Raw genomic sequence first — 22,293 nt, 5'->3', positions numbered from 1 at the left:
GACAGCGGTCACCGTGACGGGCACTACCCTCATGCGCGTGCCAACCCTGGAGGCCGTTCACGTGGAGCCCGAGGACGCGCCGTCGGCGCGGGACCGGCCGGCGCGCGTGAGCAGACACCGGGTGTTCCTGGCCATCACGCCGGCGGTGCTCTACCTGGCCGTGCGCGAGCTGGGGCTGTTCGTGCTCGCGCTGATGGCGGACCGGTGGGACAAGGACGTCACCCGCGTGCTCACCTCGTGGGACGGGCAGTGGTTCCTCGGCATCGCCGAGGGCGGCTACGCGCACGTGCCGCCGTGGCTGGTGGACGCGTTCTCCCGGCGCACCGCGGAGACGCCGCTGGCGTTCTTCCCCGGCTACCCGGCCCTGGTGCGGTGGCTGGACGGGCTGCCGGGCGTCGACCGGCACAGCGCGGCGTTCACCGTGAGCATGGTCAGCGGGGTGTTCTGCGCGTACGGGCTGCACCGGCTCGGGCAGCGGGTGTTCGGCGGCTCGTCCCGGGCGGGGCTGTACCTGGTGGTGCTGTTCGCGGCGTCGCCGATGGCGATCGTGCTGTCCATGACGTACTCCGAGGCGACGTTCTGCGCGCTGGCCGCGTGGTCGCTGGTGGGCGTGGTCGAACGGCGCTGGGTGCCGGCCGGGGTGTGCTGCGCGGCGGCGGGGTTGGTGCGGCCGACGGCGGCGGCGCTGATCCTCGCGGTGTGCGCGGCGGCGCTGGTGGCGATCGTGACCAGGCGGGACGGCGTGCGGCCGTGGATCGGCGGCGCGATCGCGCCCTTGGGGCTGCTCGGCTACCTCGGGTACGTGGCGGTGCGCACCGGGCAGTGGGACGGGTGGTTCGCCGTGCAGCAGCGCGGCTGGGACTCCCGGTTCGACGGCGGCGCGGCGACCTGGCGGTTCGCGCTGGTCGTGCTGGGCGATCCGCGTTCGGTGCTGGAACTGGCCACGGTGTGGTTCCTGGTCGTGGCGATCGCGCTGGTGGTGCTGAGCATGAGGCGCGGGCTGGAGTGGCCGCTGATCGTGTACGGGGCGGGAGTGCTGGCGATGGACCTCGGGTCGAACGGGCTGATGAACTCCAAGGCGCGGCTGCTGCTGCCCGCGTTCACCCTGCTGATCCCGGCGGCGCTGGCGCTGGCCCGGCGGCGGACGACCACGGCGGTGGCGGTGCTGGTGGGAATCGCGGTGTTCAGCGCGTGGTTCGGCGCGTACGCCATCACGGCTTGGCAGTATGCGATCTGATGGAACTGCACCCGATCATCGCCCAGCGCTGGAGCCCGCGCGCGTTCGACCCCGATGCCGTCGTCGACCCCGACGTGGTCCGGGTACTGCTGGAGGCCGCCCGCTGGGCCCCTTCGCACGGCAACACCCAGCCCGCGCGGTTCGTCGTGGGGTACCGCGGGGACGAGACGTTCCGGCGGATCTTCGACACCCTGCGGCCCGGCAACCGGTTGTGGGCGGGGCGGGCGTCGGTGCTGCTGCTGGCGGCCCGGATCACCGGCGACGAGCGCGGCCCGATCCCGAACACCGAGTACGGGCTGGGGCTGGCCGTGCAGAACCTGGTGTTGCAGGCCGTTCACCTGGGGCTGGTCACGCACCAGATCGGCGGGTTCGGCAAGGAGGCGGTGGCCGAGGCGTTCGGGCTGCCCGAGGACGTGGTGCCGGTGGTCGTGGTGGCGATCGGTGTCCTGGGGGACGCCGACGACCTGCCCGAAGAACTTCGGGAGCGGGAGCACCGGGAACGGGTGCGCAAGCCGCTGAGCGAGACGGTGTTCACCGGCACCTGGGGCGAGAGTGAATTTTGTGTTTGATGGCTGTGTTTGATGGCCGCTGCTTCGCAGGCGGCGGGGCTCGGTCGCCGGGAAGTCGGTGGTTCGAGTCCCATTCCCGGCAATCGGAGGGCGTGATTGCCGGGAATGGGACTCGAACCACCGACGCGACCGAGCCCGGTGGCTACCGGGCCGGTGGCGATCGGAGGCCGAAGGCCGGTGCCGAACCGAGCCCGGTGGCGGGGGCCGCTGGAGGCGTAGGGGGTCTAGCGTGCTACTACGCGGGCCAGCAGGCCGGTGACTACCAGCCAGAACACGGCCGCCAAGCCGTAGTTCACGATGACGTCTAGGTTGGCGTTGCCTAGCTGGAACAGACCGGGGAAGAACAGCGCCAGCGGCTCGGCGAGCTGCTGGATGAAGCGGAAGAACGCGTTGGCCTGGTTCGCCCCGAAGAGGATCATGAGGATGTAGAGCACCTCGATGAGCGCGAACACAGCGCCAACACCGCTGATCACTCGGGCAGCGGTGAAGCTGCCGCTGCGCGTTGAGGTTCGCCATCTGGACATGGCATAGGCGTGCCCTGGCCACGGACGAGCGAAACACGAACGGGTGAAGTTCCACCATCTGGGCGCTCGGTTCCACCCGGGAGCGGAATCCGGTTAGGCTGTCGACGTGGCACGTGCCCTCCTGCTTCGCCGCCGTGACGGGGTCTGATCAGACCGGCCCCCCGTCGCGGGATCGAGCGTTGCCGCCGGTCGTCCTCCAACGGCCAGCAGGAGCCCCCAGTCATGACGAACTCCCCGGACGCGTACACCTCCGGCGTCAGCCGCATCCGTCCCCCGGCCCGGCCCGCCCCGGCCGACCAGCCCGCCTGGAACCCGCAGCGCGGCACCTCGATGCCCGTGCACCGCTACCGGTCGTTCCACGAGCAGGTCGAGACCGTGGACGTACCGGACCGCACCTGGCCCACCAAGCGGATCACCCAGGCCCCGCTGTGGTGCGCGGTCGACCTGCGTGACGGCAACCAGGCGCTGATCGACCCCATGTCGCCCGCCCGCAAGCGCAAGATGTTCGACCTGCTGGTGCGCATGGGCTACAAGGAGATCGAGGTCGGCTTCCCGGCCGCTTCGCAGACCGACTTCGACTTCGTCCGCGAGATCATCGAGGACGGCGCGGTCCCCTCGGACGTGACCATCCAGGTGCTCACGCAGTGCCGCCCCGAGCTGATCGGACGCACCTTCGAGGCGTTGCGCGGCGCGGGCCGGGCGATCGTGCACTTCTACAACTCGACGTCGGTGCTGCAGCGCCGCGTGGTGTTCAAGTCCGACCGCGAGGGCATCAAGAAGATCGCCACCGACGCCGCCGCGTTCGCGCTGGAAGAGGCGAAGAAGTACCCGGAGACGGACTTCCGCTACGAGTACTCCCCCGAGTCCTACACCGGCACCGAGCTGACCTACGCGCTGGAGGTGTGCGACGCGGTCTCCGCGATCGTCGCGCCCACCCCCGAGAAGCCGCTGATCATCAACCTGCCGGCGACCGTCGAGATGGCCACGCCGAACGTGTACGCCGACTCCATCGAGTGGATGTCGCGCAACCTGGCCCGCCGCGACTCGATCATCCTGTCCCTGCACCCGCACAACGACCGGGGCACCGGCGTGGCCGCCGCCGAGCTGGGCTACCTGGCGGGCGCGGACCGCATCGAGGGCTGCCTGTTCGGCAACGGCGAGCGCACCGGCAACGTCTGCCTGGTCACGCTGGGCATGAACATGTTCAGCCAGGGCGTCGACCCGCAGATCGACTTCTCCGACATCGACGAGATCCGCCGCACGGTCGAGTACTGCAACCAGCTGCCGGTCGCCGAACGCCACCCGTACGGCGGCGACCTGGTGTTCACCGCGTTCTCCGGCTCCCACCAGGACGCGATCAAGAAGGGCCTGGAGGCCCTGGAGGACGCCGCGAAGGCCGCCGGGCAGCACGTGGACGAGTTCCCGTGGGAGGTCCCGTACCTGCCGATCGACCCGAAGGACGTCGGCCGCAACTACGAGGCCGTGATCCGGGTGAACTCGCAGTCCGGCAAGGGCGGCGTGGCGTACCTGATGAAGACCGAGCACCACCTGGACCTGCCGCGCCGGTTGCAGGTCGAGTTCTCGCGGGTCATCCAGGAGGTCACCGACACCCAGGGCGGCGAGGTCTCGCCGAAGGACATGTGGGACGCGTTCTCGGTGGAGTACCTGGACGGCACCGTGCCGCTGAAGCTGTTGCGGCAGAAGGTGTCCGGCGACGGCAGCGGCCACGAGACGATCAAGGCCGTGGTGGTCGTGGACGGTGAGACGCAGGAGATCACCGGCACCGGCAACGGCCCGATCGCGGCGTTCGTGGACGCCCTGGCCACCATCGGCTACGACGTGCGCGTGCTGGACTACTTCGAGCACGCGATGTCCTCCGGTGACGACGCCCGCGCGGCGGCGTACCTGGAGTGCGCGGTGAGCGACCGCGTCCTGTGGGGTGTCGGCATCGACTCGTCCACGGTGTCCGCGTCCCTGCGCGCCGTCGTCTCGGCCCTGAACCGGGCCCACCGCTGACGTCCGTCGCGAGCCGCCCGCCCCGGCGCGGGTGGGCGGCTCGCCGCGGAGTGCCCGCCACGGATCACCGCTGTCGCGTCGTCACGGCCGCCGGGTGGCGCGCTCCAGAGCGGATCGGACGGCGGTGCGGGCTCGGGTGTAGGCGTCCGGGTCGTCGTGCAGCACGGATTGGACGTTGGCCATCTCCAGGAACGCGATGAGCTCGAACGCGAGCTGCGCGGGATCGACGGCGAGGTCGGGCACGTCCTCGATGGTGGTCCTCACCAGGTCGTTCCACCGGCGCCCGTACTCCGCGACGGTGTCCCGCACCCGTCCGTGCCGGGCGTCGAACTCGGCCTGCACGGCGTAGAAGAAGCACCCGCCGGGGAACGTGCGGCGTTCCGAGTACTCCAGCCAGCCGGCGAGCAGGAGCTCCAGCCGGGCCAACCCCGGCGGCGCGGTGGAGGCCGGCTCCACGACCCGGGTCGCGAAGATCTTCGCGGCGGCCCGGATGGTGGCCAGCTGTAGCTCCTCCTTCGACCCGAAGTGGGCGAACACGCCGCTCTTGCTGACCTCCAGCTCGGTCGCCAGCCGCCCGATGGACAGGCCCTCCAAGCCCTCCACCGACGCGATCTCGGCCGCCCGCAACAGGATCTGCCGCCGCGTCTGCTCGCCCCGTTCCACCCGTCCGTCGACCTTCACGTCGTCCACGCTAACCCCTTGACCGTTCGCAAACTAATTGTACGATCGTTCGTACAACTTCTCGAGGGGGACCACGTGGACCTGCTGGACCTGAACCGCGCCGCCATCGACGCCAACATCGTGCTGACCGGGAAGCTCACCCCGGGCGACTTCGACCTGGTCACGCCCTGCACCGGCTGGACCGTCCGGGACCTGTTGCAACACCAGGTCGACATGTCGCTGAAGTTCGACGCCGGGGCGCGGGGCGGAGAAGTCCGCGCGCAGGCGGACCAAGACCTGGTGGCGGCCTACGCCGTGGCCAGTGACCAGGTCACCGAATCGTTCCGCGCCAACGGTTTCCTCGACCGGGAGGCCGAGTTCCCCGGCTTCGGCACCCGTCCGGGAAGCAACCTCGTCGCCGCGCACTTCGTGGACAACCTGGTGCACTCGTGGGACCTGCGCCGCGCGCTCGGCCTGGACGGCACGCTGGACGACGAACTCGCGCTCGCCGCCTACAAGATGGCCCGCCGCTACCCGTCGACGCCGGACGTGCGGGGCCCCGGAGCGGCGTTCGGGCTGCCGGTCGACGTCGCCGAGGACGCCTCGATCACGGACCGGCTGGTGGGGCTGCTGGGCCGTTCGCCGGACTGGTCAGCCTGAGCCCGGCTGATCGGCCGCCGTGGACGACCCGCCGCGGTTGCGCGGGGTGCGCGGCGGGTGCGCTCCGGCCGCGGCGCCCGGGATCGACCCGGGTGCCGCGGCCGGCCGCGACTACGGGTTGAGCGCCTCGGTCACCGAGGCCGGGCCGACCAGCGGGATGTCCGGCGAGATGCCGTCCTCCTCCACCAGCACGGCTTCGACCTCGTGCGGCCGGATCCGACCGGCGCGGATGTCCTCCGCCCAGTGGCACGCCACCCGGTGGCCGGGCAGCACCTCGCGCAGCTCCGGCCGTTCGGTGGAGCACTTCGTCTCCTGCTTCCACGGGCACCGGGTGTGGAACCGGCAGCCGGTCGGCGGGTTCGCGGGCGAGGGCAGGTCGCCCTTGAGCAGGATCCGCTCCCGCCGGTCCTCCACCAGCGGGTCCGGCACCGGGATCGCCGACAGCAGCGCCCTGGTGTACGGGTGCAGCGGCTCGGCGTAGAGGTCGTCCGAGGACGCCTCCTCCACCAGGCCGCCCAGGTACATCACGCCCACCCGGTCGGAGATGTGCCGCACCACGGCCAGGTCGTGCGCGATCACCAGGTAGGTGAGGCCGAACTGGTCCTGGAGCTCCTCCAGCAGGTTCACCACCTGCGCCTGCACCGACACGTCCAGCGCGGACACCGGCTCGTCGGCGATGATCAGGTCCGGTTCGACGGTCAGCGCGCGGGCGATGCCGATGCGCTGCCGCTGACCGCCGGAGAACTCGTGCGGGTACTTGCGCAGCGACGTGGAGGCCAGGCCCACCGCGGTCAGCAGCTCGCGCAGCCGCTTGCCGGTGGACTCCTTGCCCTTGTCCAGGTCGTGCGCCCGCAGGCCCTCCACCAGGATCGACTCCACGGACTGCCGGGGGTCCAGGGACGACATGGGGTCCTGGAACACCATCTGCATCCGCCGCCGCATGGTGCGCAGCGACTCGCCCTTGAGCGTGGACAGGTCCGTGCCGTCGAACACCACCCGGCCGGCGGTCGGCTCGGTCAGCCGCAGGATCGCCCGCCCGAGGGTGGACTTGCCGCAGCCGGACTCGCCGACCAGCCCGTAGGTCTCGCCGCGCCGGACGCCCAGGTCCACCCCGTCCACCGCGTACACGTGCCCGACCGTGCGGTCCAGCAGCAGCCCGCGCTTGATCGGGAAGTGCACCTTGATGCCCTGCACGGACATCAGTTCGTCCACAGTGGACTCCGGAGCCGCCGGTCCCGGCGTGGCACCGCTTTCCGGGCGGACGCCGCTCTGCGGGTTCACGCCGACACCTCCTCGACCACCGGAGGCCGCACCGGGTTGTGGCAGCGCAACAGCCTGCCGCCGCCGATGTCCTCCTGCGCCGGCGTGACCTGCACGCACACGTCCAGCGCGTTCGGGCAGCGGGGCGCGAACGCGCACCCGTGGTCCCACGGGATGTTGTCGGCCACGGATCCCTTGATGGGCGACAGCTTCTGGCCGCGCGGGGCGTCCAGGCGCGGGATCGAGGACAGCAGCCCGTGCGTGTACGGGTGGCGCGGCGCGGCGAACAGCTCGTGCCGTTCCGCCTTCTCCACCACCCGGCCGGCGTACAGGACGTTGACCTCGTCGCACAGCCCGGCGACCACACCGAGGTCGTGCGTGATCATCACCAGCGCGGTGCCCATGTCCCGCACGAGTTCCTTGAGCAGCGCCAGGATCTGCGCCTGGATGGTCACGTCCAGCGCGGTGGTCGGCTCGTCGGCGATGAGCAGCCGGGGCCGGCACGCCAGCGCGATGGCGATCAGCGCGCGCTGCCGCATCCCGCCGGAGAGCTGGTGCGGGTACTCGGACAGCCGCCGGGTCGGGTCGGGGATGCCGACCTTGTCCAGCAGGTCGGCCGCCTCCACCATCGCCTTCTTGCGCGACATGTCCCGGTGCCGCTCCAGCACCTCCGTCACCTGCACCCCGATCGGGACGACCGGGTTCAGCGACGACAGCGGGTCCTGGAACACCATGCCGAGGTCACGGCCGCGCCGGTCGCGCATCTCCCGGTCGGACAGGGACAGCAGGTTCGTGCCCTCGTAGCCGACCGTGCCGGAGACGCGCGCGCCGCGCTTGGGCAGCAGGCCCATGATCGCCAGCGACGTCACGGACTTGCCGCACCCGGACTCGCCGACCAGACCCACGGTCTGGCCGGGTTCCACCTCGAAGCTCACGTGGTCGACGGCGGTGAAGGGCTGCTCCCCCTTGCGCTCGAAAACCACGGTGAGGTCACGCACTTCCAGCAACGCCATGACTCACCGCCTGCTCTTGGGGTCGAGTGCCTCGCGCAGGGTCTCGCCCATCAGCGTGAAGCCCAGCGCCACCACGATGATGCAGCCCGCCGGCCAGAACGCCAGTTGCGGGTGCGTGTCGAACACGTTCTGCACGTCGCCCAGCATCTGGCCCCACTCCGGGATCCGGTCGTCCGGGTTGCCCAGGCCGAGGAACGACAGCGCCGCCGCGTCGATGATGGCCGTGGCCAGCACCAGCGTGGACTGCACGATCACCGGTCCGAGCGAGTTGGGCAGCATGTGCCGGAACACGATCGCGCCCGGCTTCACGCCCAGCGCGGTCGCCGCCAGCACGTGGTCGCTGTGCCGCTGCGCGAGCATGGAGCCGCGCAGCAGCCGGGCGAACACGGGTATCTGCACCACCGCCACCGCCACGATCACGGTGTACTGGTTGGGGCGCGCGAACAGCGCGCTGATGCTGAACGCCAGCAGCAGGCTGGGCAGCGACAGCATGACGTCGACCACCCGCATGACCGCCGAGTCCACCCAGCCGCCGAACGCGCCGGCCAGCGTGCCGAGCGTCAGCCCGCCGGTCAGCCCGATCAGGGTGGCCAGCACGCCGACGATCAGCGTCTGCTGCGAACCGACCAGCAGCCGGGAGAAGAAGTCCCGGCCCTGGAGGTCGCCGCCGAGCACGTGCCCCGGCTGGATGGGCGGGATCTCGTTGCGCGCCTTGACGACCTGGTCGATCAGCATCGGTTCGGACGGGTCCTGCGGCGCCAGCCACGGCGAGAGCAGGGACACCAGCACGAACAGGCCGATGATGACCGCGCCGGTGAGGAACATCGGGCTGCGCCGCAGCTGCCGCCACGCGCTCACGGCCAGGCTGACCCCGGCGTCGAAGTCCGCCGAGGACGCCGCCAGGGCGTCGATGCGGTCTTTCTTCCTGGTTGGAGTGACCATCGCGGGCTACCTCGTCCTGATCCGCGGGTCGATGAACGCGTACGAGAGGTCCACCAGCAGGTTGACCACCACGTACACGATCGTGGCCATGATGATCAGTAGCAGCAGCACCGGGTAGTCGCGGCGCTCGAACCCGATCGCCAGCGCCTGGCCGACGCCCGCGAACGAGAACACCTTCTCGGTGAGCACCGCGCCCGCCAGCAGCGCGCCGGTCTGCAGGCCGATCGTGGTCACGACCGGCAGCATCGCGTTGCGCAGCACGTGCCGCCGCCGGATGACCGGCGCGGTCAGGCCCTTGGACTCGGCCGTGCGCACGAAGTCCTCGTCGAGCACGTCGAGGACGGCCGCGCGGGTGATCCGGAAGACCACCGCGAACGGGATGGTGGACAGCGCGACCGCGGGCAGGATCAGGTGCTCCAGCGCGTTGAGCGCCGCGTCCCACTCCTGCGTGATCACGCCGTCGAACACGAAGAACCCGGTGACCCGGGTCGCGTTGATCGCGTCCTGGCGCCCTTCGGTGGGCAGGCCCAGCGCCGAGGACAGCACGTCCTTGAGCACGTAGGCCAGGAAGAACACCGGGACGGCCACGCCGATCAGCGAGCCGCCGACGCTGAGGTTGTCGAACCAGCCGCCGCGCCGCTTCGCCGCCAGGTACCCCAGCGGGATGCCGAACGCGATGGCGATGACGATCGCCAGGAAGCTGAGCTCGATGGTGGCGGGGAACCGCTGGAGGAAGATCTCCATGGCCGAGTCGCCGGGCTGGACGCCGGTGGAGACGCCGAAGTCGCCGGACAGGGCCCGGCCGAGGAACTTGAAGTACTGGACGAAGATCGGCTGGTCCAAGCCGAGCTGTTTGGTGAGGGCTTCCCGCGACTCGGGCGTGGCGCGCTCTCCCAGGAGGGCCGAGACCGGTCCTCCGGGGAGAGCGCGCAGCCACGCGAAGAGCAGCAGGGACAGCACCAGCACCACGCCGACCAGCTGGATGAGCCGTCGGATCGTGTAGCGGAGCATTGCGCTACCCCGTTGTCTGTGTCTCTACGCCGTCGTGGGTCAGCCCTTGGTGGTCGTGCCGAACCGCTCGTCGGTGAGCGGGCTGGGCGTGACGCCCTGGACTTCCTTCTTGAAGACCAGCGCCGGCGGCGAGTGCGAGATCGGGATCGCCGGCAGGTACTCCTCCATGATCTTCTTGTTCACGTCCTCGTACAGCGCGGTGCGCTTGCCCTCGTCCGGCTCGGCGTTGGCCGCGGCCAGCTTGTCGGCGAGGTCCTTGCCCCACGGCGACTTGCCGGTGTTGAACCGGTTGTCGGTGCGGCCGAAGAACGTGCCGACCCAGTTGTGCGCGGTGCCGTTGTCACCGGTCCAGCCGAGCATGAACAGGTCCGGGATGCCCTGGTCGACGTCGGTCAGGTAGCCGCCGTTCCACGGCTTGCTCACCGCCTCGACCTTGATGCCCGCCTTGTCCAGGTCGCCCGCGACGGCGCTGTAGAGGTCCTTCGGGCTGGGCATGTACGGCCGGGTGACCTCGGTCGGCCAGTAGAACTTCAGCGTCAGGTCGGACGCGCCCGCCTCGGCCAGCAGCGACTTGGCCTTCTCCGGGTCGTACTTCACCGCGGTCAGCGACTTGTTGTAGCCGTCCACCAGCGGCGGCATGAACTGGGTGGCCACCGTGGCGCCCTCGGGCAGCTGCGACTTGACCAGCTGCTCGCGGTTGATCGCGTACATCACCGCCTGGCGGACCTTGAGGTCCTGGAGCTTGGGGTTGTTCAGCTGGTTGATGCCCAGGTACAGCACGTTGAACGCGGGGCGGACCTTGACGTCGAAGCCGTCGGTCTTCAGCCCGGCCCAGTCGGCGGCGTTCGGCAGGTCGTAGCCGTCGATGTCGCCGGCCTTCAGGGCCTGCTTGCGGGCGGTCTCGTCCGGGATGATCCGGAAGACGACCTTGTCCAGCTTGGCCTTGGTGCCGTGGTAGTCCTCGTTGCGGACCAGCTCGACGACGTTGTTGGCCTTGTCGAACTTGCTGAACTTGAACGGACCGGTACCGGTCGGGTGCTCGTTCGCGTACGCCGGGTAGGTGAAGCTGTCACCGGCCGCGACCACGTTGTCCGCGTCGTACTTCTTCAGCGCCTCGGGGCTGGAGATCGAGAACGACGTGAAGCCCAGCACCGACGGGAACTGGGAAGTCGCGGTGGTCAACTCGACGACCGTGGTCTTCGCGTCCTTCGCGGTGCACGACTTGAACAGCGACGGCTTGTCCGGGGTGTCCGCGAAGCCGCCGAAGTTGTCCAGCCAGTACTGCGAAACGGCGTCGCTCTGGGCGGGCCCCTTCTGGTTGTACCAACGGTTGAAGTTGAAGCACACCGCTTCAGCGTTGAACGGACTGCCGTCGTGGAATTTCACATTTTCTTTCAGTGTGAACGTCCACGTCTTGCCGTCCGTCGACGACTCCCACTTGGTCGCCAGTGCGGGCTCGACATCGGCACTGCCTGCCTTGAAGCCGACCAGGCCCTCGTACATCTGCCGGGACACGCGGAACGTCTCGCCGTCCGTGGCGTAGAACGGGTCGAACAACTTGGGCGCACCGGCCGCGCCGAAGGTCAGCGTGCCGCCGACCTTGCCGGACCCCGATTCGTCACCGCGGTCGGATTGCGCGCAGGCGGACAGTGCGAGCGCGGCGACGCCGGTCAGGCCGATCGCGGCCGTCCAGCGGCGCCGGGCCGTTCGGGAATGAGCCATCAAACACCCCTAGTGGAAATCCGGGATCTCACGGTGTGGTCAGCGACCCTAACCGGTCACCACAACCCTTCAGCGGTAACGCAGGTCACGATCCGGCCACGTGAATGGCCATTCTCGTACTTCCGGCGCATGTCCGCTGACCCAACGTGACGACGGCCGGTCGGGCAAACGCTCTCCTACGCTGTACAACGGACAACAGAAACCCGCACGCGGGCGGAGGGGAGGTCGGGGATGGGCCCACAGGTCGAGTTCCGCGTCCTCGGGCCGTTGCAGGTGCTGGTCGACGGCGAGCAGGTGGTCGTCCGCGCAGGTCGCCAGCGTTCGCTGCTGGTGTCGCTGCTCATGCGCGCCGGGTCGAGCGTGTCGGTGGACGAGCTCGCGGAGCACATCTGGGGCGCCGATCCGCCCGCGCGGGCCCGCGGCACGCTCCAGACCTACGTGATGAGACTTCGGCAGGTGCTCGGTCCGGCCGTGCCGATCCGCACCGTGCCGGACGCGTACCTGATCGACGTGGACGAGCGCACCATCGACGTGGTCCGGTTCGAGCAGCTGGTGGACGAGGGCGAGCAGGAGCGCGCGGCGGGCCGGCTGGAGTCGGCGTCGGCGATCTTCACCGCCGCGCTGGGCCTGTGGCGCGGTCCGGCGATGGTCGACGTGCCGTCGGAGGTGCTGCACCGGGACGAGGTGCCCCGGCTGGGCGAACGCCGGCTGCACGTGGAGGAGCGCCGGGTCGAGGTCGACCTGGAGCTGGGCCGGCACGCCGAGCTGATCCCCGAGCTGTACCGGCTGACCAGCGAGCACCCGCTGCGGGAACGGCTGTGGTCGCAGCTGATGGTGGCGCTGTACCGGTCCGGCCGGCAGGCCGACGCGCTGGGCGCGTACCGCAGGGTCGGCGCGCTGCTGGCGGACGAGCTGGGCATCGACCCCGGCGACGAGCTGCGCCGGGTGCACCAGCAGGTGCTCAGCGGCGCGGCGGCGCTGGACCTCGGCGCGGCGGCGCCCCCGCAGCGCGAGCGGGTGGTGCCGTCCCAGCTGCCCGCCGACATCGGCGACTTCGTGGGGCGCGAGCAGGCCGTCCAGCTGATCGAGGCGCTGCTGAGGACGGCGCAGGGCGTGCCGGTGGTGACGCTGGCCGGGCCGCCGGGCGTGGGGAAGACCGCGCTGGCCGTGCACGCGGCGCACAAGATGCGCCGGTACTTCCCGGACGGCCAGCTGTACGTGAACCTGCGCGGCTACGCCCAGGGCCCGCCGCTGAACGCGGTGGACGTGCTGCCCCGGTTCCTGCGGGCGCAGGGCGTGCCCCCGGAGTCGGTGCCGCTGGACCAGGACGAGCAGGAGGCGATGTTCCGGTCCCGGCTGACCGACCAGCAGGTGCTGCTGGTGCTGGACAACGCGGCCAACGCCGAGCAGATCCGGCCGCTGCTGCCGGGTTCGCCGGGCTGCGCGGTGCTGGTGACCAGCCGGGACACCCTGCGCGGGCTGGCGGTCAGCCACGCGGCGTCGAACGTGCGGCTGGACGTGCTGGACAGCGAGGAGACCAGGGCGCTGCTGGCCGGGATGCTCGGCGAGGACGTGGTGGCCGGGCAGGCGGCGGCGGCCGACGAGCTGGCCGAGCTGTGCGCGCACCTGCCGCTCGCGCTGCGGATCGCGGCGGCGAACCTGCTGTCCCGGCCGGAGACCACCATCGCGTCGTACGTGGAGGAGCTGCGGGCGGGCAACCGGCTGGCGGCGCTGGCCGTGGAAGGCGACGAGCGCGCGGCCGTGCACGCCGCGTTCGACCTGTCCTACACCGCGTTGAAGCCCGAGCTGGCGTCCCTGTTCCGGCTGCTCAGCCTGGCCCCCGGCGACATCACGCCGGACATCGCGGCGGCGTTGGGCGGTCTGACCACCCAGGACGCCCGCCGCCGGCTGGACCGGCTGGCGACCGCGAACCTGGTCGACAACCACGCACCCGGCCGCTACCAGTTCCACGACCTGCTGCGGGACTACGCGGCCGAGCGGCTGGCGTTCGAGGACGACCCGGCGGAGAGCGCCCAGGCCCACCGCCGCCTGCTGGACTGGTCGATCCGCTCGGTCGACAACGCGACCGACACGGTCAAGGCGACCCTGATGCGGCTGCCGCGCGACGGGATCGAGTCCGGCGTCGCGCCCCGCCTGTTCTCCACGCCGGCGGAGGCCCTGGCGTGGCTGGACGCCGAACGCGCCAACCTCGTCGCGCTGGTGCTGCACTCGACCGACCGCCAGCCGGACAGCGACTGCTGGCAGCTGGCCGACGCCCTGCGCCGCTACTTCTACGCCCAGGGCCTGCCGGTCGAGTGGGTGGCGACCGCGAAGGCCGGCCTGTCGGTGGCGCAGGCCATCGGCGACCCGGTGGGCGAGGTGGCCATGCTGTCGTCGCTGGGGGTGCTCTACTGGGTGATCGGCCAGCACCGGGTGGCCGTGGACTACTTCCGCCGCGCCATCCCGATCCAGCAGCGCACCGGGGCCGCACCGGCCGCCGAGGCCGCGGTCCTGGCCAACCTGGGCGGCGTCTACATCGACCTGGGGGAACTGGAGCAGGCCGCCGACTGCCTCGAACGGGCGCTGGTCATCACGCGCGGCATCGGGGCGTTGCAGCAGGAGGGCATCGCCCTGCTCAACCTCGGCGGCGTCTACCTGCAACTCGGGCAGCTGGACCGGGCGGTGTCGTCGTTCGAGGGCTCCCTGGACGTCGGCAACCGCCTGGGCGTGTGGATCACCCAGGCCGACAGCTACCGGGCGCTGGCCGAGGTGCACCTGTTCCAGGGCCAACCGGAACGCGCGGCCGAGCTGTACGAACGCGCCGGCGACCTGTACGAGCGCGCCAAGGCCCGCGGCTTCGCCCACATCCCGCACGAGGGCTTGGCGCACACGTACGTGATGCGGGGCCGCTTCGCCGACGCGATCTCCGAGGCGTCGCGGGCGTTGGCCATCGCCGAGAACCTGGGGAACCTCAAGGGCGTCTGCGATGCGAAGAACGTCCTGGGCGAGGCCCTGTACGGCGACGGGCGGCACAGCGAGGCCGTGGAACGCCACACGGAGGCGCTGCGGATCGCCGAGGAGACCGGCTACCCGTGGGGCATCTGCGCGGCCCGCCGTGGGTTGGCGTCGGCGCATCGGGCGGCGGGTCGGCTGGACGAGGCCAGGTACTCCGCCAGCCAGGCCCTGGACAGCGCCGTCCGGTACCGGTTGCGGCTGGCCGAGGTGGGGATGCTGGTGTTGCTGGGGAGGGTCCACCTGGACCAGGGCGACGTGCCGGAGGCGCTGGACCTGGCCAAGCGCTCGCTGGAGCTCAGCCGCTCCACCGGCCAGCGCTTCGTCCAGGCCCGAGCCGCGCAACTGGCCGGCGACGCGACGGCGACCACCGGCGACCACGCCACCGCTCGCACCTACTGGACCACAGCCCTGGAGTGGTTCACCGCCATCGGCGCACCGGATGCGGCCCTCGTCCGAGCCGCCCTCGCGGCCACCGACCCGTCCGACCGCCCGTAGCGGCGCTCCGACCCGGGGTGAGCGCGTTGGGCAGTGCTGCGGGCCGCGTCGAGTGGCCCCGCGACTTGCATCGAGCGGCCCCGCGACCTCCGTCGAGCGGCCCCGCGACCCGCGTTGAGCGGCGTTTCAACCGTGAGTTGTCGGTGCCCCGTGGGATGATCAAGTCGGGGGCGGCTTCGCCCGGCGTTGTCGGTGTCGCGTGCGAAACTGACCGGTTGCCCCGGGCCCTGGCGAACCTGAGCGGTTGCCTGGCGGAACCACCGAGTGCGTGGCGGAACCGAGCGGGTGCCTAGTTCGTCGTGACGATCCGGTCGGCTCGGGCGCGGGTGCCGTCGACCGCGAACCAGCCCCGCTCGAAAGCCTGCCACCGCACCAGGTGCGCGCGGCTCGACTCGCCGTCCCGTGCGACGGCGCGCTCGAGCCGTGCCCGCTCGTCCGGCAGCTCGACCCACACCGCCTCGTCCAGCCGCTCCGCGATCGACCGCCGTGCCGACGACACGCCCTCGATGATCAGCACCTCGGGCACCTCGACGGTCACCGGCGGCCCCAGTCGCGGCCAGCCCTCGGACCAGTCCACGCGCCGGTACCGGCCCGGCCGGCCCTCCCACAGCGGTACCAGCACCTCCGACACCAGGCGTGGCCACCACGACACCGGGTCGGTCCAGGTGGCGAAGTGGTCGGTCGGCACCACGGCCGCGCCGAGCCGCGCCGCCAGGTCCGCCGCGTAGGTCGACTTGCCCGACCCGGACGGTCCGTCGACCGCGACCAGCCTCACATGCTCCGGCGACCGGACAGCGCCCGGCCGAGGGTCAGCTCGTCCGCGAACTCCAGGTCGCCGCCCATCGGCAGACCGGACGCCAGCCTCGTCACGGTCAGACCGGGGAAGTCGCGCAGCATCCGGACCAGGTAGGTCGCGGTCGCCTCGCCCTCGGTGTTCGGGTCGGTGGCGATGATGATCTCGTCGACCTCGGTGCCGATCCTGGTCAGCAGCTGGCGGATGCGCAGCTGGTCGGGGCCCACCCCGGACAGCGGGTCCAGCGCGCCGCCCAGCACGTGGTAGCGGCCCTTGAACTCGCGGGTCCGCTCCACCGCCAGCACGTCCTTCGGCTCTTCGACCACGCAGATCAGGGTCAGGTCACGCCGTGGGTCGCGGCAGATGCGGCAGGTCGCCTCGGCCGAGACGTTGCCGCACACATCGCAGAACACCACGCCGTCCTTCACCTTCTGCAAGGCGTCCTGGAGCCGGCCGATGTCGGCCGGGTCCGCCGCGAGCAGGTGGAAGGCGATGCGCTGCGCGCTCTTCGGACCGACGCCCGGCAGCCTGCCGAGTTCGTCGATCAAGTCCTGGACGGGCCCCTCGTACATCAGCCGAGCAGCCCGCCGAGACCACCGAGTTCGTCCATGCCGCCCATGCCGGACGCCAGCGGGCCCATCTTCTGCGCGGCCAGCTCCTGCGCGGCGCGGTTGGCGTCCCGCACGGCCGCGACGACCAGGTCGGACAGCGTCTCGACGTCGTCCGGGTCGACCACCTTCGGGTCGATGCTGAGGCTCTTGAGCTCACCGCCGCCGGACACCACGGCGGTCACCAGCCCGCCGCCCGCGGTGCCGGTCACCTCGGCTTCGGCCAGCTCCTGCTGGGCGGCGGCGAGTTGCTGCTGCATCTTCTGCGCCTGCTGGAGGATCTGCTGCATGTTCGGCCCACCGGGTTGCACCGCGGGTTCCTCTCCGTTGGGGTTTGTCACCAGGGTAGCCGCGTGGATCAGGTCTTCAGCGGGCGAGCACCCAGCTCGTCGGCGAGCAGCTTGAGCACGACCGCCTCCGGGTCGAGCTGCTCGCCCGCCTCGCCGGGCCGCGCGGCCTCCGCGAGCATCTCCTCCTCGTCCACCGGTTCCGGCGGGAGGGGCTCATCGGGCTCCGGCGGCTCGGGCGGCGGCGGGACGTCGTCGGCGGGCGTCGGGCGGGACGACGGCGCCTGCCTCGTCGGCTCGGGCGCGCGGGCGGCCTGGCTGGGCCGGGTCGGGGCCGGGCGCTGCTGCCGGGCGGGCGGCGTGGGGCGCGTGGGGCCCGCGCTCGCGTCGCCCTGCACGCAGCTGATCTGCCACGTGCCGCCGAAGACCTGGGCGAACGCGGTGGCGATGGCGTCGACGTTGCGCTGCTCGGCCAGCCTCCGCGCCAGCGGGGCCGAGGTGTGGCTGACGGTGACCGCGGTGCCGTCGACCGCGCCGATCAGGGCGCTGGTCAGCAACGCCCCGGCACTGGGCCCGGCGATGCCGCGCACGATGCCGCACAGCTCGGGCCACCGCCGCCGGATCTCCGCCGCGTCCACCCCGCCGGGGGCCGGCTGCGCTTCGACGGCCGGCGCTGTCCCGTCCGCCGCCGGCTCGCCCACGGGTTCGTCGTCCGGCGGGGCCGGGACCGGGTCACCGGTCGGGGCCTGGGCGGACTCGCCCGCCGCACGGGTCGGGGCGGGCGTGCCGGGTCGCGGGGCCTCGTCGACGGGCCGGGCCGGGGCGGCTGCGCCCGGCGCCCGCGTCGCCTGAGGTGGAGCCGACTCGGCGGGTTCCTCGGCGGTTGGCGCGGGCCGCTGCGACGGTCGCTGGAAGGTCCGGCCGCTCTCAGCCGCCGCACCGCCGACCGCCGCACCGCCGACCGCCGCACCGCCGACCGCCGGACCGGGGCCGACCGGAGCACCGGCGCCCGCACCACCGGCACCGATCGCACCGTTGGCAACCGCACCACCGGCGGGACCGCCACCGGCGGGACCACCGCCGACAGCACCGCCGAAGCCCGTGCCACCGGCCCCTGGCGCGGCACCGGCCGGAGCGGCACTGGCGGGTGGGCCGTACTTCTCCAGGCGTTCGACGCGTTGCAGCACGGCGGATTCCGCGTCACTGGCCGACGGCAGCAGCATCCGCGCCGCCACCAGCTCCAGCAGCAGCCGGGACGCGGTGGAGCCGCGCATCTCGGTCAGACCTTGGTGCAGGACTTCCGCCCAACGGGTGATGGTGCCGGGCCGGGTCGCCTCTCGCTGCCCGGTCATCTTCGCCACCACGTCGTCCGGCGCGGACACCAGGCCGCGCTCCGCCGCGTCGGGCACCGCGTGCAGCAGCACCAGGTCGCGCAGCCGGTCCAGCAGGTCGGAGGCGAAGCGCCGGGGGTCGTGCCCGGCGTCCACCAGCCGGTCGATGGTGCCGAACACCGCCGCGCCGTCACCGGTCGCCAGACCGTCGACCACGTCGTCGATCAGCGCCACGTCGGTCACGCCGAGCAGCGAGATCGCCCGCTCGTAGGTCACACCTTCGGGGCCCGCACCGGACAGCAGCTGGTCCATCACCGACTGCGTGTCCCGCGCCGACCCGCCGCCCGCCCGGATCACCAGCGGGAACACCGACGGCTCGACCGCCACGCCCTCGGCGGCGCAGTTGCGCTCCAGCAGCGCCCGCATCGAGGACGGCGGGATCAGCCGGAACGGGTAGTGGTGCGTCCGGGAGCGGATGGTGGGCAGCACCTTGTCCGGCTCGGTGGTCGCGAAGATGAAGATCAGGTGCTCCGGCGGCTCCTCCACGATCTTCAGCAGGGCGTTGAAGCCCTGCGTCGTGACCATGTGCGCCTCGTCGATGATGAACACCCGGTAGCGCGACTCCGCCGGCGCGTAGAACGCCTTGTCCCGCAGCTCGCGGGCGTCGTCCACGCCACCGTGCGACGCGGCGTCGAGCTCCACCACGTCCACGCTGCCCACGCCGTTGGGCGCCAGCCCGACGCACGAGTTGCACTCGCCGCACGGGTCGGGCGTCGGCCCGTCCACGCAGTTCAGCGACCGCGCCAGGATGCGCGCCGAGGACGTCTTGCCGCACCCGCGCGGGCCGGAGAACAGGTAGGCGTGGTTGACCCGCCCCGACCCGAGCGCCGTGCGCAGCGGATCGGTGACGTGCTCCTGCCCGACCACCTCCGCGAAGGTGGCCGGCCGGTACTTGCGATAGAGGGCGAGCGCCACGGACGAGACCCTACCGAAGGGGTCCGACAGAATGAGGGGACCCCGTGCACCCACCAGAGCCCGCTTATCCTTGCTGCCTTCCGGCCCTGGGGAGGTTCGCGAGATGTGTGCCGCACGAGGTCCGCAGTCAGTGTAGCCGGTAGTCCCGCAGCGCCTGCCGACCACCCCGGCACTTCGATCATCGAACCGACCACGGGCACCCGCTGCGGGGCGGTCCACGGCGACCGCACCGCGCCGGTTCTCCTCCGCCCACCCGAGCCGTCGTCCTGACCAGCCGTTTTGGTCGGCAATCCCTCCGTTGGGTAGGCTCGTTGACGGAGGATTCGCATAGCGGCCTAGTGCGCACGACTGGAAATCGTGTTGGGTTAACCCCCTCACGGGTTCAAATCCCGTATCCTCCGCAGACCAGAGCCCCGGCACCGTCAGGTGACCGGGGCTCTGTCGTCGGCGGGTCTCCTTAGGTCGTCCCGAGAACCGGAACCCGCTGGGCGCGAACGGCCGGCCCCACCGGTAGCCCTCGGCGAAGTCGCGCTACAGCGTGGAACGGCCCCACCCGGATTTCTCCGAGCGGGGCCGTTTCGGCGTTCGCGGCAGGTCACTGTCTGGGCAGGCACTCCAGGAGTTCCTCCAGGAAGAACACCACCCGGTCGGCCTGGGCGTTGCCCGTGCTCGGCCGCAGCTTCACCACCTGCGGGTCGTGGTCGCTGGCCTGGTCGGCGAACTCGGCGTTGATGTGCACCACGTCGTACCGGTACCGGTTGATGTTGGCGCTGATCAGGATGTGGTCCAGGGTCTGCGAGTTGCCGTCGAACACGTAGCTGTACCGCTCCGCCTCCGGCAACGTCGAGATCAGGGCCACCATCGAGCCGCCCGCCGTCAGCGTCGCGACCGCCGGCGAGAACTGGTAGTCGTTGATGTCGCCCGCGAGCACCACGTTCGCGCCCCGGTCCACGGCCTTCACCTGGTCCACGAACGCCCGCAGCGCCGTGGCCTGCTGCCCGCGCTGGACCTCCGACGACCGGTTCGGCTCCTGGTAGCGGCCGTGCAGGGCCTGGTCGCCGCCCTTGGAGTTGAAGTGGTTCGCCACCACGAACACCGTACGGCCGCGGAACTTGAACTCGCCCGCCAACGGCTTGCGGCTGTTGCTCCACGCGGGGTTCGTCGGGTCGACGCGGCCCGGCGACGCGGACAACGCCGCGCGGCCGTGCTGCTTCACGACGGAGACCGGCGTGGTCGCGTCGCCACCCGCGCGGTCCACGAACGACACGCGTGCCGGGTTGAACAGGAACGCCACCCGGATGTTGCCGCCCGGCTCGCCGCCGTCCGTCTTGTTCTGCGGGTCGATCTGCCGCCACTCGTAGCGGGGTCCGCCCGCGGCGACGATCGCGTCCACGAACTTGCCGAACGTCGCGTCCGCCGCGACCGTGCCGTCGTCCGTGGCGCCGTTGTTGTCCTGGATCTCCTCCAGCACGACGACATCCGGCGACGACAGGTTCGTCACCACCGCTGCGGCCAGGCGGTCGAACTTGGCCTGCGCGTTCGTCGCGGCGAGGTTCTCCACGTTGTACGTGGCGACCGACAGCTCGTAAGGACGCGCCGCGTCGGTCTTCTCCGGTGTGATGCCACCGGAGACGTGCTCGCCCACGGTCTTCGTGGCCAGCGTGTAGCCGCCGAAGTTCGTGTACTCGACGTTGCCGACCGTCGCGCCGCGCCACACATCGCCGACGTTGCTCGTCTGCGGTGTGGCACTGCCCGCCTTGACCTTGATCCGGCCGCTGTTGGGCTGGTCGTAGCCGAGGTAATTGGTGCCGCCGCGCGCGGTCGGGTTCTGCGTGGGACGGGTGGTGATCCACGTTTCGCCGAAGCTGTTCGTGGGGCCGACGACGCGGGCGTTGTCGACCTGGACGTACGCGCCTTCGAGCGACTCGTAGTAGTCCTGGCCGTAGGTCGAGGGGTTGAGGTCCAGCGCCTCGATGCTGCCGCCCCCGGCGGTCGGGAGGTACCCGTCCGGCGGGCTCAGCACGACCGGCGCGGGCAGGGCGTTGCCCTTGGACAGCACGGTGACCGTCACGCCGGTGAGCTCGGTGAGCGTCTGGTTCGAGTTGCCCGCCGTGTCACCGCCCGGCCGGTACTCCGCGACCGTGCCGCTGACCAGCACCGAGTCACCCGGCTCCACGGTCGGCGCGAGGCCGGCCGTGTAGGCGAACAGGCCCTCGCTGGTGCGCGGGTCGGCGTCCGGGGCGGTGTCCTGGAACCAGAAGCCCCGGTCACCCGTGGCGCGGGTGGCCGTGACGACGCCGGGGACGCCCGCGACCTTCGCGCCCAGCAGCGGCGAGATCCGGGTGGTGCCCTGGATGTCGTGGATCCGCTTGTCCCCCGGCTCGGGTTCGGGCTCCGGGTCGCCGGGGCCTTGGCCCTTGCCGTTGACCGGGGTCGGCGCACCCACCGCGAAGTCGGCGGAGTTGTTGTCGGTGTCGTCGAGCGCGGGGCGCGCGGCGGACGTGGTGTTGCTCAGGTTGGCGGTCGGCGTGCCCTCCCGGACGACCGTGGACGTGCCGTAGCCGACCAGGTCGCGGATGCGCGCGTCGGCCGCGCAGTCGGCGACGGTCTTGCAGGTCAGCGCCGTGGTGGCGGTGACGAGCGCGATCGTGCCGCCGCTGCCGGACATGGCGATCGTGCCGGTGGCGTCGGGGGTGGGCAGTTCGACGGTGCCGCCGGCTCCCTTGGCCTCGGCCACCAGGTAGCGCTTGCCGGGCTCGACGGCACCGTTCAGCGGCGTGACCTGCCACTGGCTGGACGCGGAGGCGCCCGCGGGCAGGTACTGCACGCTCCAGCCGGCCAGTGACACGGGGCTCGCGCTCCGGTTCGCCAGTTCGACGAAGTCCGTGGTGAGCGTCGCGCCCGCGTTGCCCCCGCCGCCGTAGACCTCGGCGATCAGGGCGTCCGGGCTGGGCGCGGCGGTCGCGGGCGTCACGAGGGCGAGTGACACGGCCGAAGCCGCGGCGACCGCTAAACCGACGCGCAGCGGAGTGGGTCTCAACGGAATCCTCCGGATGTTGGCGGGTCCGCGCATCCTCCCCGGAACGAGTGAACTGCGAAAGAAGCCGTCACTAACTGTTGACCATGCGCAGACGTGCGCTGCGCGCTTCGCTCGGGCGACCGACAACGGCAGTGG

The 22,293-nt window shown here is 71.5% G+C and carries 17 protein-coding genes, 1 tRNA gene and 1 other RNA gene; 6 read left to right on the top strand and 13 right to left on the bottom strand.

What is annotated here, in order from left to right; genetic code table 11:
• Positions 1-31 precede the first annotated feature (31 nt).
• Together FHS29_RS27380 and FHS29_RS27375 are read left to right on the top strand one after the other, a co-directional pair.
• A complete protein-coding gene (locus tag FHS29_RS27380) occupies positions 32-1,237 on the top strand; it encodes a mannosyltransferase family protein (protein ID WP_221456651.1) in 1,206 nt (401 codons plus the stop codon).
• Positions 1,237-1,806 carry a nitroreductase family protein gene (locus FHS29_RS27375; protein WP_184695378.1) on the top strand — a complete coding sequence of 190 codons (570 nt, stop codon included), beginning with the start codon at positions 1,237-1,239 and terminating at the stop codon, positions 1,804-1,806. The genes FHS29_RS27380 and FHS29_RS27375 overlap by 1 nt, the downstream gene beginning before the upstream one ends.
• A gap of 224 nt (positions 1,807-2,030) precedes the next feature.
• Here the strand turns inward: FHS29_RS27375 and FHS29_RS27370 are convergent, their stop codons facing one another.
• On the bottom strand, positions 2,031-2,330 hold the full coding sequence (locus FHS29_RS27370) for a hypothetical protein (protein ID WP_184695377.1): 300 nt from the start codon (positions 2,328-2,330) through the stop codon (positions 2,031-2,033).
• A 222-nt stretch (positions 2,331-2,552) separates the two neighbouring features.
• On the opposite strand from FHS29_RS27370, the gene leuA reads away from it, so the two are divergent.
• Positions 2,553-4,346, top strand: a complete 1,794-nt coding sequence (gene leuA / locus FHS29_RS27365) for a 2-isopropylmalate synthase (RefSeq protein ID WP_184695376.1) — start codon at positions 2,553-2,555, stop codon at positions 4,344-4,346.
• Positions 4,347-4,427: 81 nt separating this feature from the next.
• On the opposite strand, the gene FHS29_RS27360 is transcribed toward leuA, so the two are convergent.
• A complete protein-coding gene (locus tag FHS29_RS27360; protein WP_312865120.1) occupies positions 4,428-5,027 on the bottom strand; it encodes a TetR/AcrR family transcriptional regulator in 600 nt (199 codons plus the stop codon).
• A 75-nt stretch (positions 5,028-5,102) separates the two neighbouring features.
• Here FHS29_RS27360 and FHS29_RS27355 point away from each other — a divergent pair, with 75 nt between their 5' ends.
• Positions 5,103-5,666 carry a TIGR03086 family metal-binding protein gene (locus tag FHS29_RS27355; RefSeq protein WP_184695373.1) on the top strand — a complete coding sequence of 188 codons (564 nt, stop codon included), beginning with the start codon at positions 5,103-5,105 and terminating at the stop codon, positions 5,664-5,666.
• Between the two features lie 111 nt (positions 5,667-5,777).
• Here the strand turns inward: FHS29_RS27355 and FHS29_RS27350 are convergent, their stop codons facing one another.
• From FHS29_RS27350 to FHS29_RS27330, 5 genes are all read right to left on the bottom strand, one after another.
• A complete protein-coding gene (locus FHS29_RS27350) occupies positions 5,778-6,866 on the bottom strand; it encodes an ABC transporter ATP-binding protein (protein WP_184695532.1) in 1,089 nt (362 codons plus the stop codon).
• A 77-nt stretch (positions 6,867-6,943) separates the two neighbouring features.
• The gene (locus FHS29_RS27345) at positions 6,944-7,939 is read right to left on the bottom strand and encodes an ABC transporter ATP-binding protein (protein ID WP_184695371.1); all 996 of its coding nucleotides are present in this window, start codon (positions 7,937-7,939) and stop codon (positions 6,944-6,946) included.
• A gap of 3 nt (positions 7,940-7,942) precedes the next feature.
• Positions 7,943-8,881, bottom strand: a complete 939-nt coding sequence (locus FHS29_RS27340) for an ABC transporter permease (RefSeq protein ID WP_184695369.1) — start codon at positions 8,879-8,881, stop codon at positions 7,943-7,945.
• A gap of 6 nt (positions 8,882-8,887) precedes the next feature.
• Positions 8,888-9,892 (bottom strand): ABC transporter permease, encoded by a 1,005-nt coding sequence (locus FHS29_RS27335; RefSeq protein ID WP_184695367.1) that lies wholly within the window; start codon positions 9,890-9,892, stop codon positions 8,888-8,890.
• Positions 9,893-9,931: 39 nt separating this feature from the next.
• Positions 9,932-11,614 carry an ABC transporter substrate-binding protein gene (locus tag FHS29_RS27330; protein ID WP_184695365.1) on the bottom strand — a complete coding sequence of 561 codons (1,683 nt, stop codon included), beginning with the start codon at positions 11,612-11,614 and terminating at the stop codon, positions 9,932-9,934.
• A 231-nt stretch (positions 11,615-11,845) separates the two neighbouring features.
• Here FHS29_RS27330 and FHS29_RS27325 point away from each other — a divergent pair, with 231 nt between their 5' ends.
• Positions 11,846-15,124, top strand: coding sequence for an AfsR/SARP family transcriptional regulator (locus FHS29_RS27325; protein WP_184695363.1), 3,279 nt, complete (start codon positions 11,846-11,848; stop codon positions 15,122-15,124).
• 289 nt (positions 15,125-15,413) lie between these two features.
• Here the strand turns inward: FHS29_RS27325 and FHS29_RS27320 are convergent, their stop codons facing one another.
• The 5 genes from FHS29_RS27320 to ffs all read right to left on the bottom strand — a co-directional run bounded on the left by FHS29_RS27320 (position 15,414) and on the right by ffs (position 19,244).
• A complete protein-coding gene (locus FHS29_RS27320) occupies positions 15,414-15,899 on the bottom strand; it encodes a uridine kinase family protein (protein WP_184695361.1) in 486 nt (161 codons plus the stop codon).
• A complete protein-coding gene (gene recR, locus FHS29_RS27315) occupies positions 15,896-16,489 on the bottom strand; it encodes a recombination mediator RecR (RefSeq protein WP_184695359.1) in 594 nt (197 codons plus the stop codon). Before recR ends, FHS29_RS27320 begins: the two co-directional genes overlap by 4 nt.
• A complete protein-coding gene (locus FHS29_RS27310) occupies positions 16,489-16,815 on the bottom strand; it encodes a YbaB/EbfC family nucleoid-associated protein (protein WP_221456729.1) in 327 nt (108 codons plus the stop codon). The genes recR and FHS29_RS27310 overlap by 1 nt, the downstream gene beginning before the upstream one ends.
• Before the next feature lie 68 nt (positions 16,816-16,883).
• On the bottom strand, positions 16,884-19,118 hold the full coding sequence (locus FHS29_RS27305) for a DNA polymerase III subunit gamma and tau (RefSeq protein ID WP_184695355.1): 2,235 nt from the start codon (positions 19,116-19,118) through the stop codon (positions 16,884-16,886).
• Positions 19,119-19,149: 31 nt separating this feature from the next.
• Positions 19,150-19,244, bottom strand: an RNA gene (ffs, locus tag FHS29_RS27300) — signal recognition particle sRNA small type.
• 190 nt (positions 19,245-19,434) lie between these two features.
• Between ffs and FHS29_RS27295 the strand changes: the two genes are divergently transcribed.
• Positions 19,435-19,519 (top strand) — tRNA-Ser (locus FHS29_RS27295).
• Between the two features lie 194 nt (positions 19,520-19,713).
• Here FHS29_RS27295 and FHS29_RS27290 read toward each other — a convergent pair.
• Positions 19,714-22,191 (bottom strand): DUF8508 domain-containing protein, encoded by a 2,478-nt coding sequence (locus FHS29_RS27290; RefSeq protein ID WP_184695353.1) that lies wholly within the window; start codon positions 22,189-22,191, stop codon positions 19,714-19,716.
• Between the last annotated feature and the right edge of the window lie 102 nt (positions 22,192-22,293).

It is taken from the genome of Saccharothrix tamanrassetensis (assembly GCF_014203665.1).
Classification (GTDB): domain Bacteria; phylum Actinomycetota; class Actinomycetes; order Mycobacteriales; family Pseudonocardiaceae; genus Actinosynnema; species Actinosynnema tamanrassetense.
Note: the sequence above shows the minus strand (reverse complement) of the source record. Positions and strands in the feature narration are given on the sequence as shown.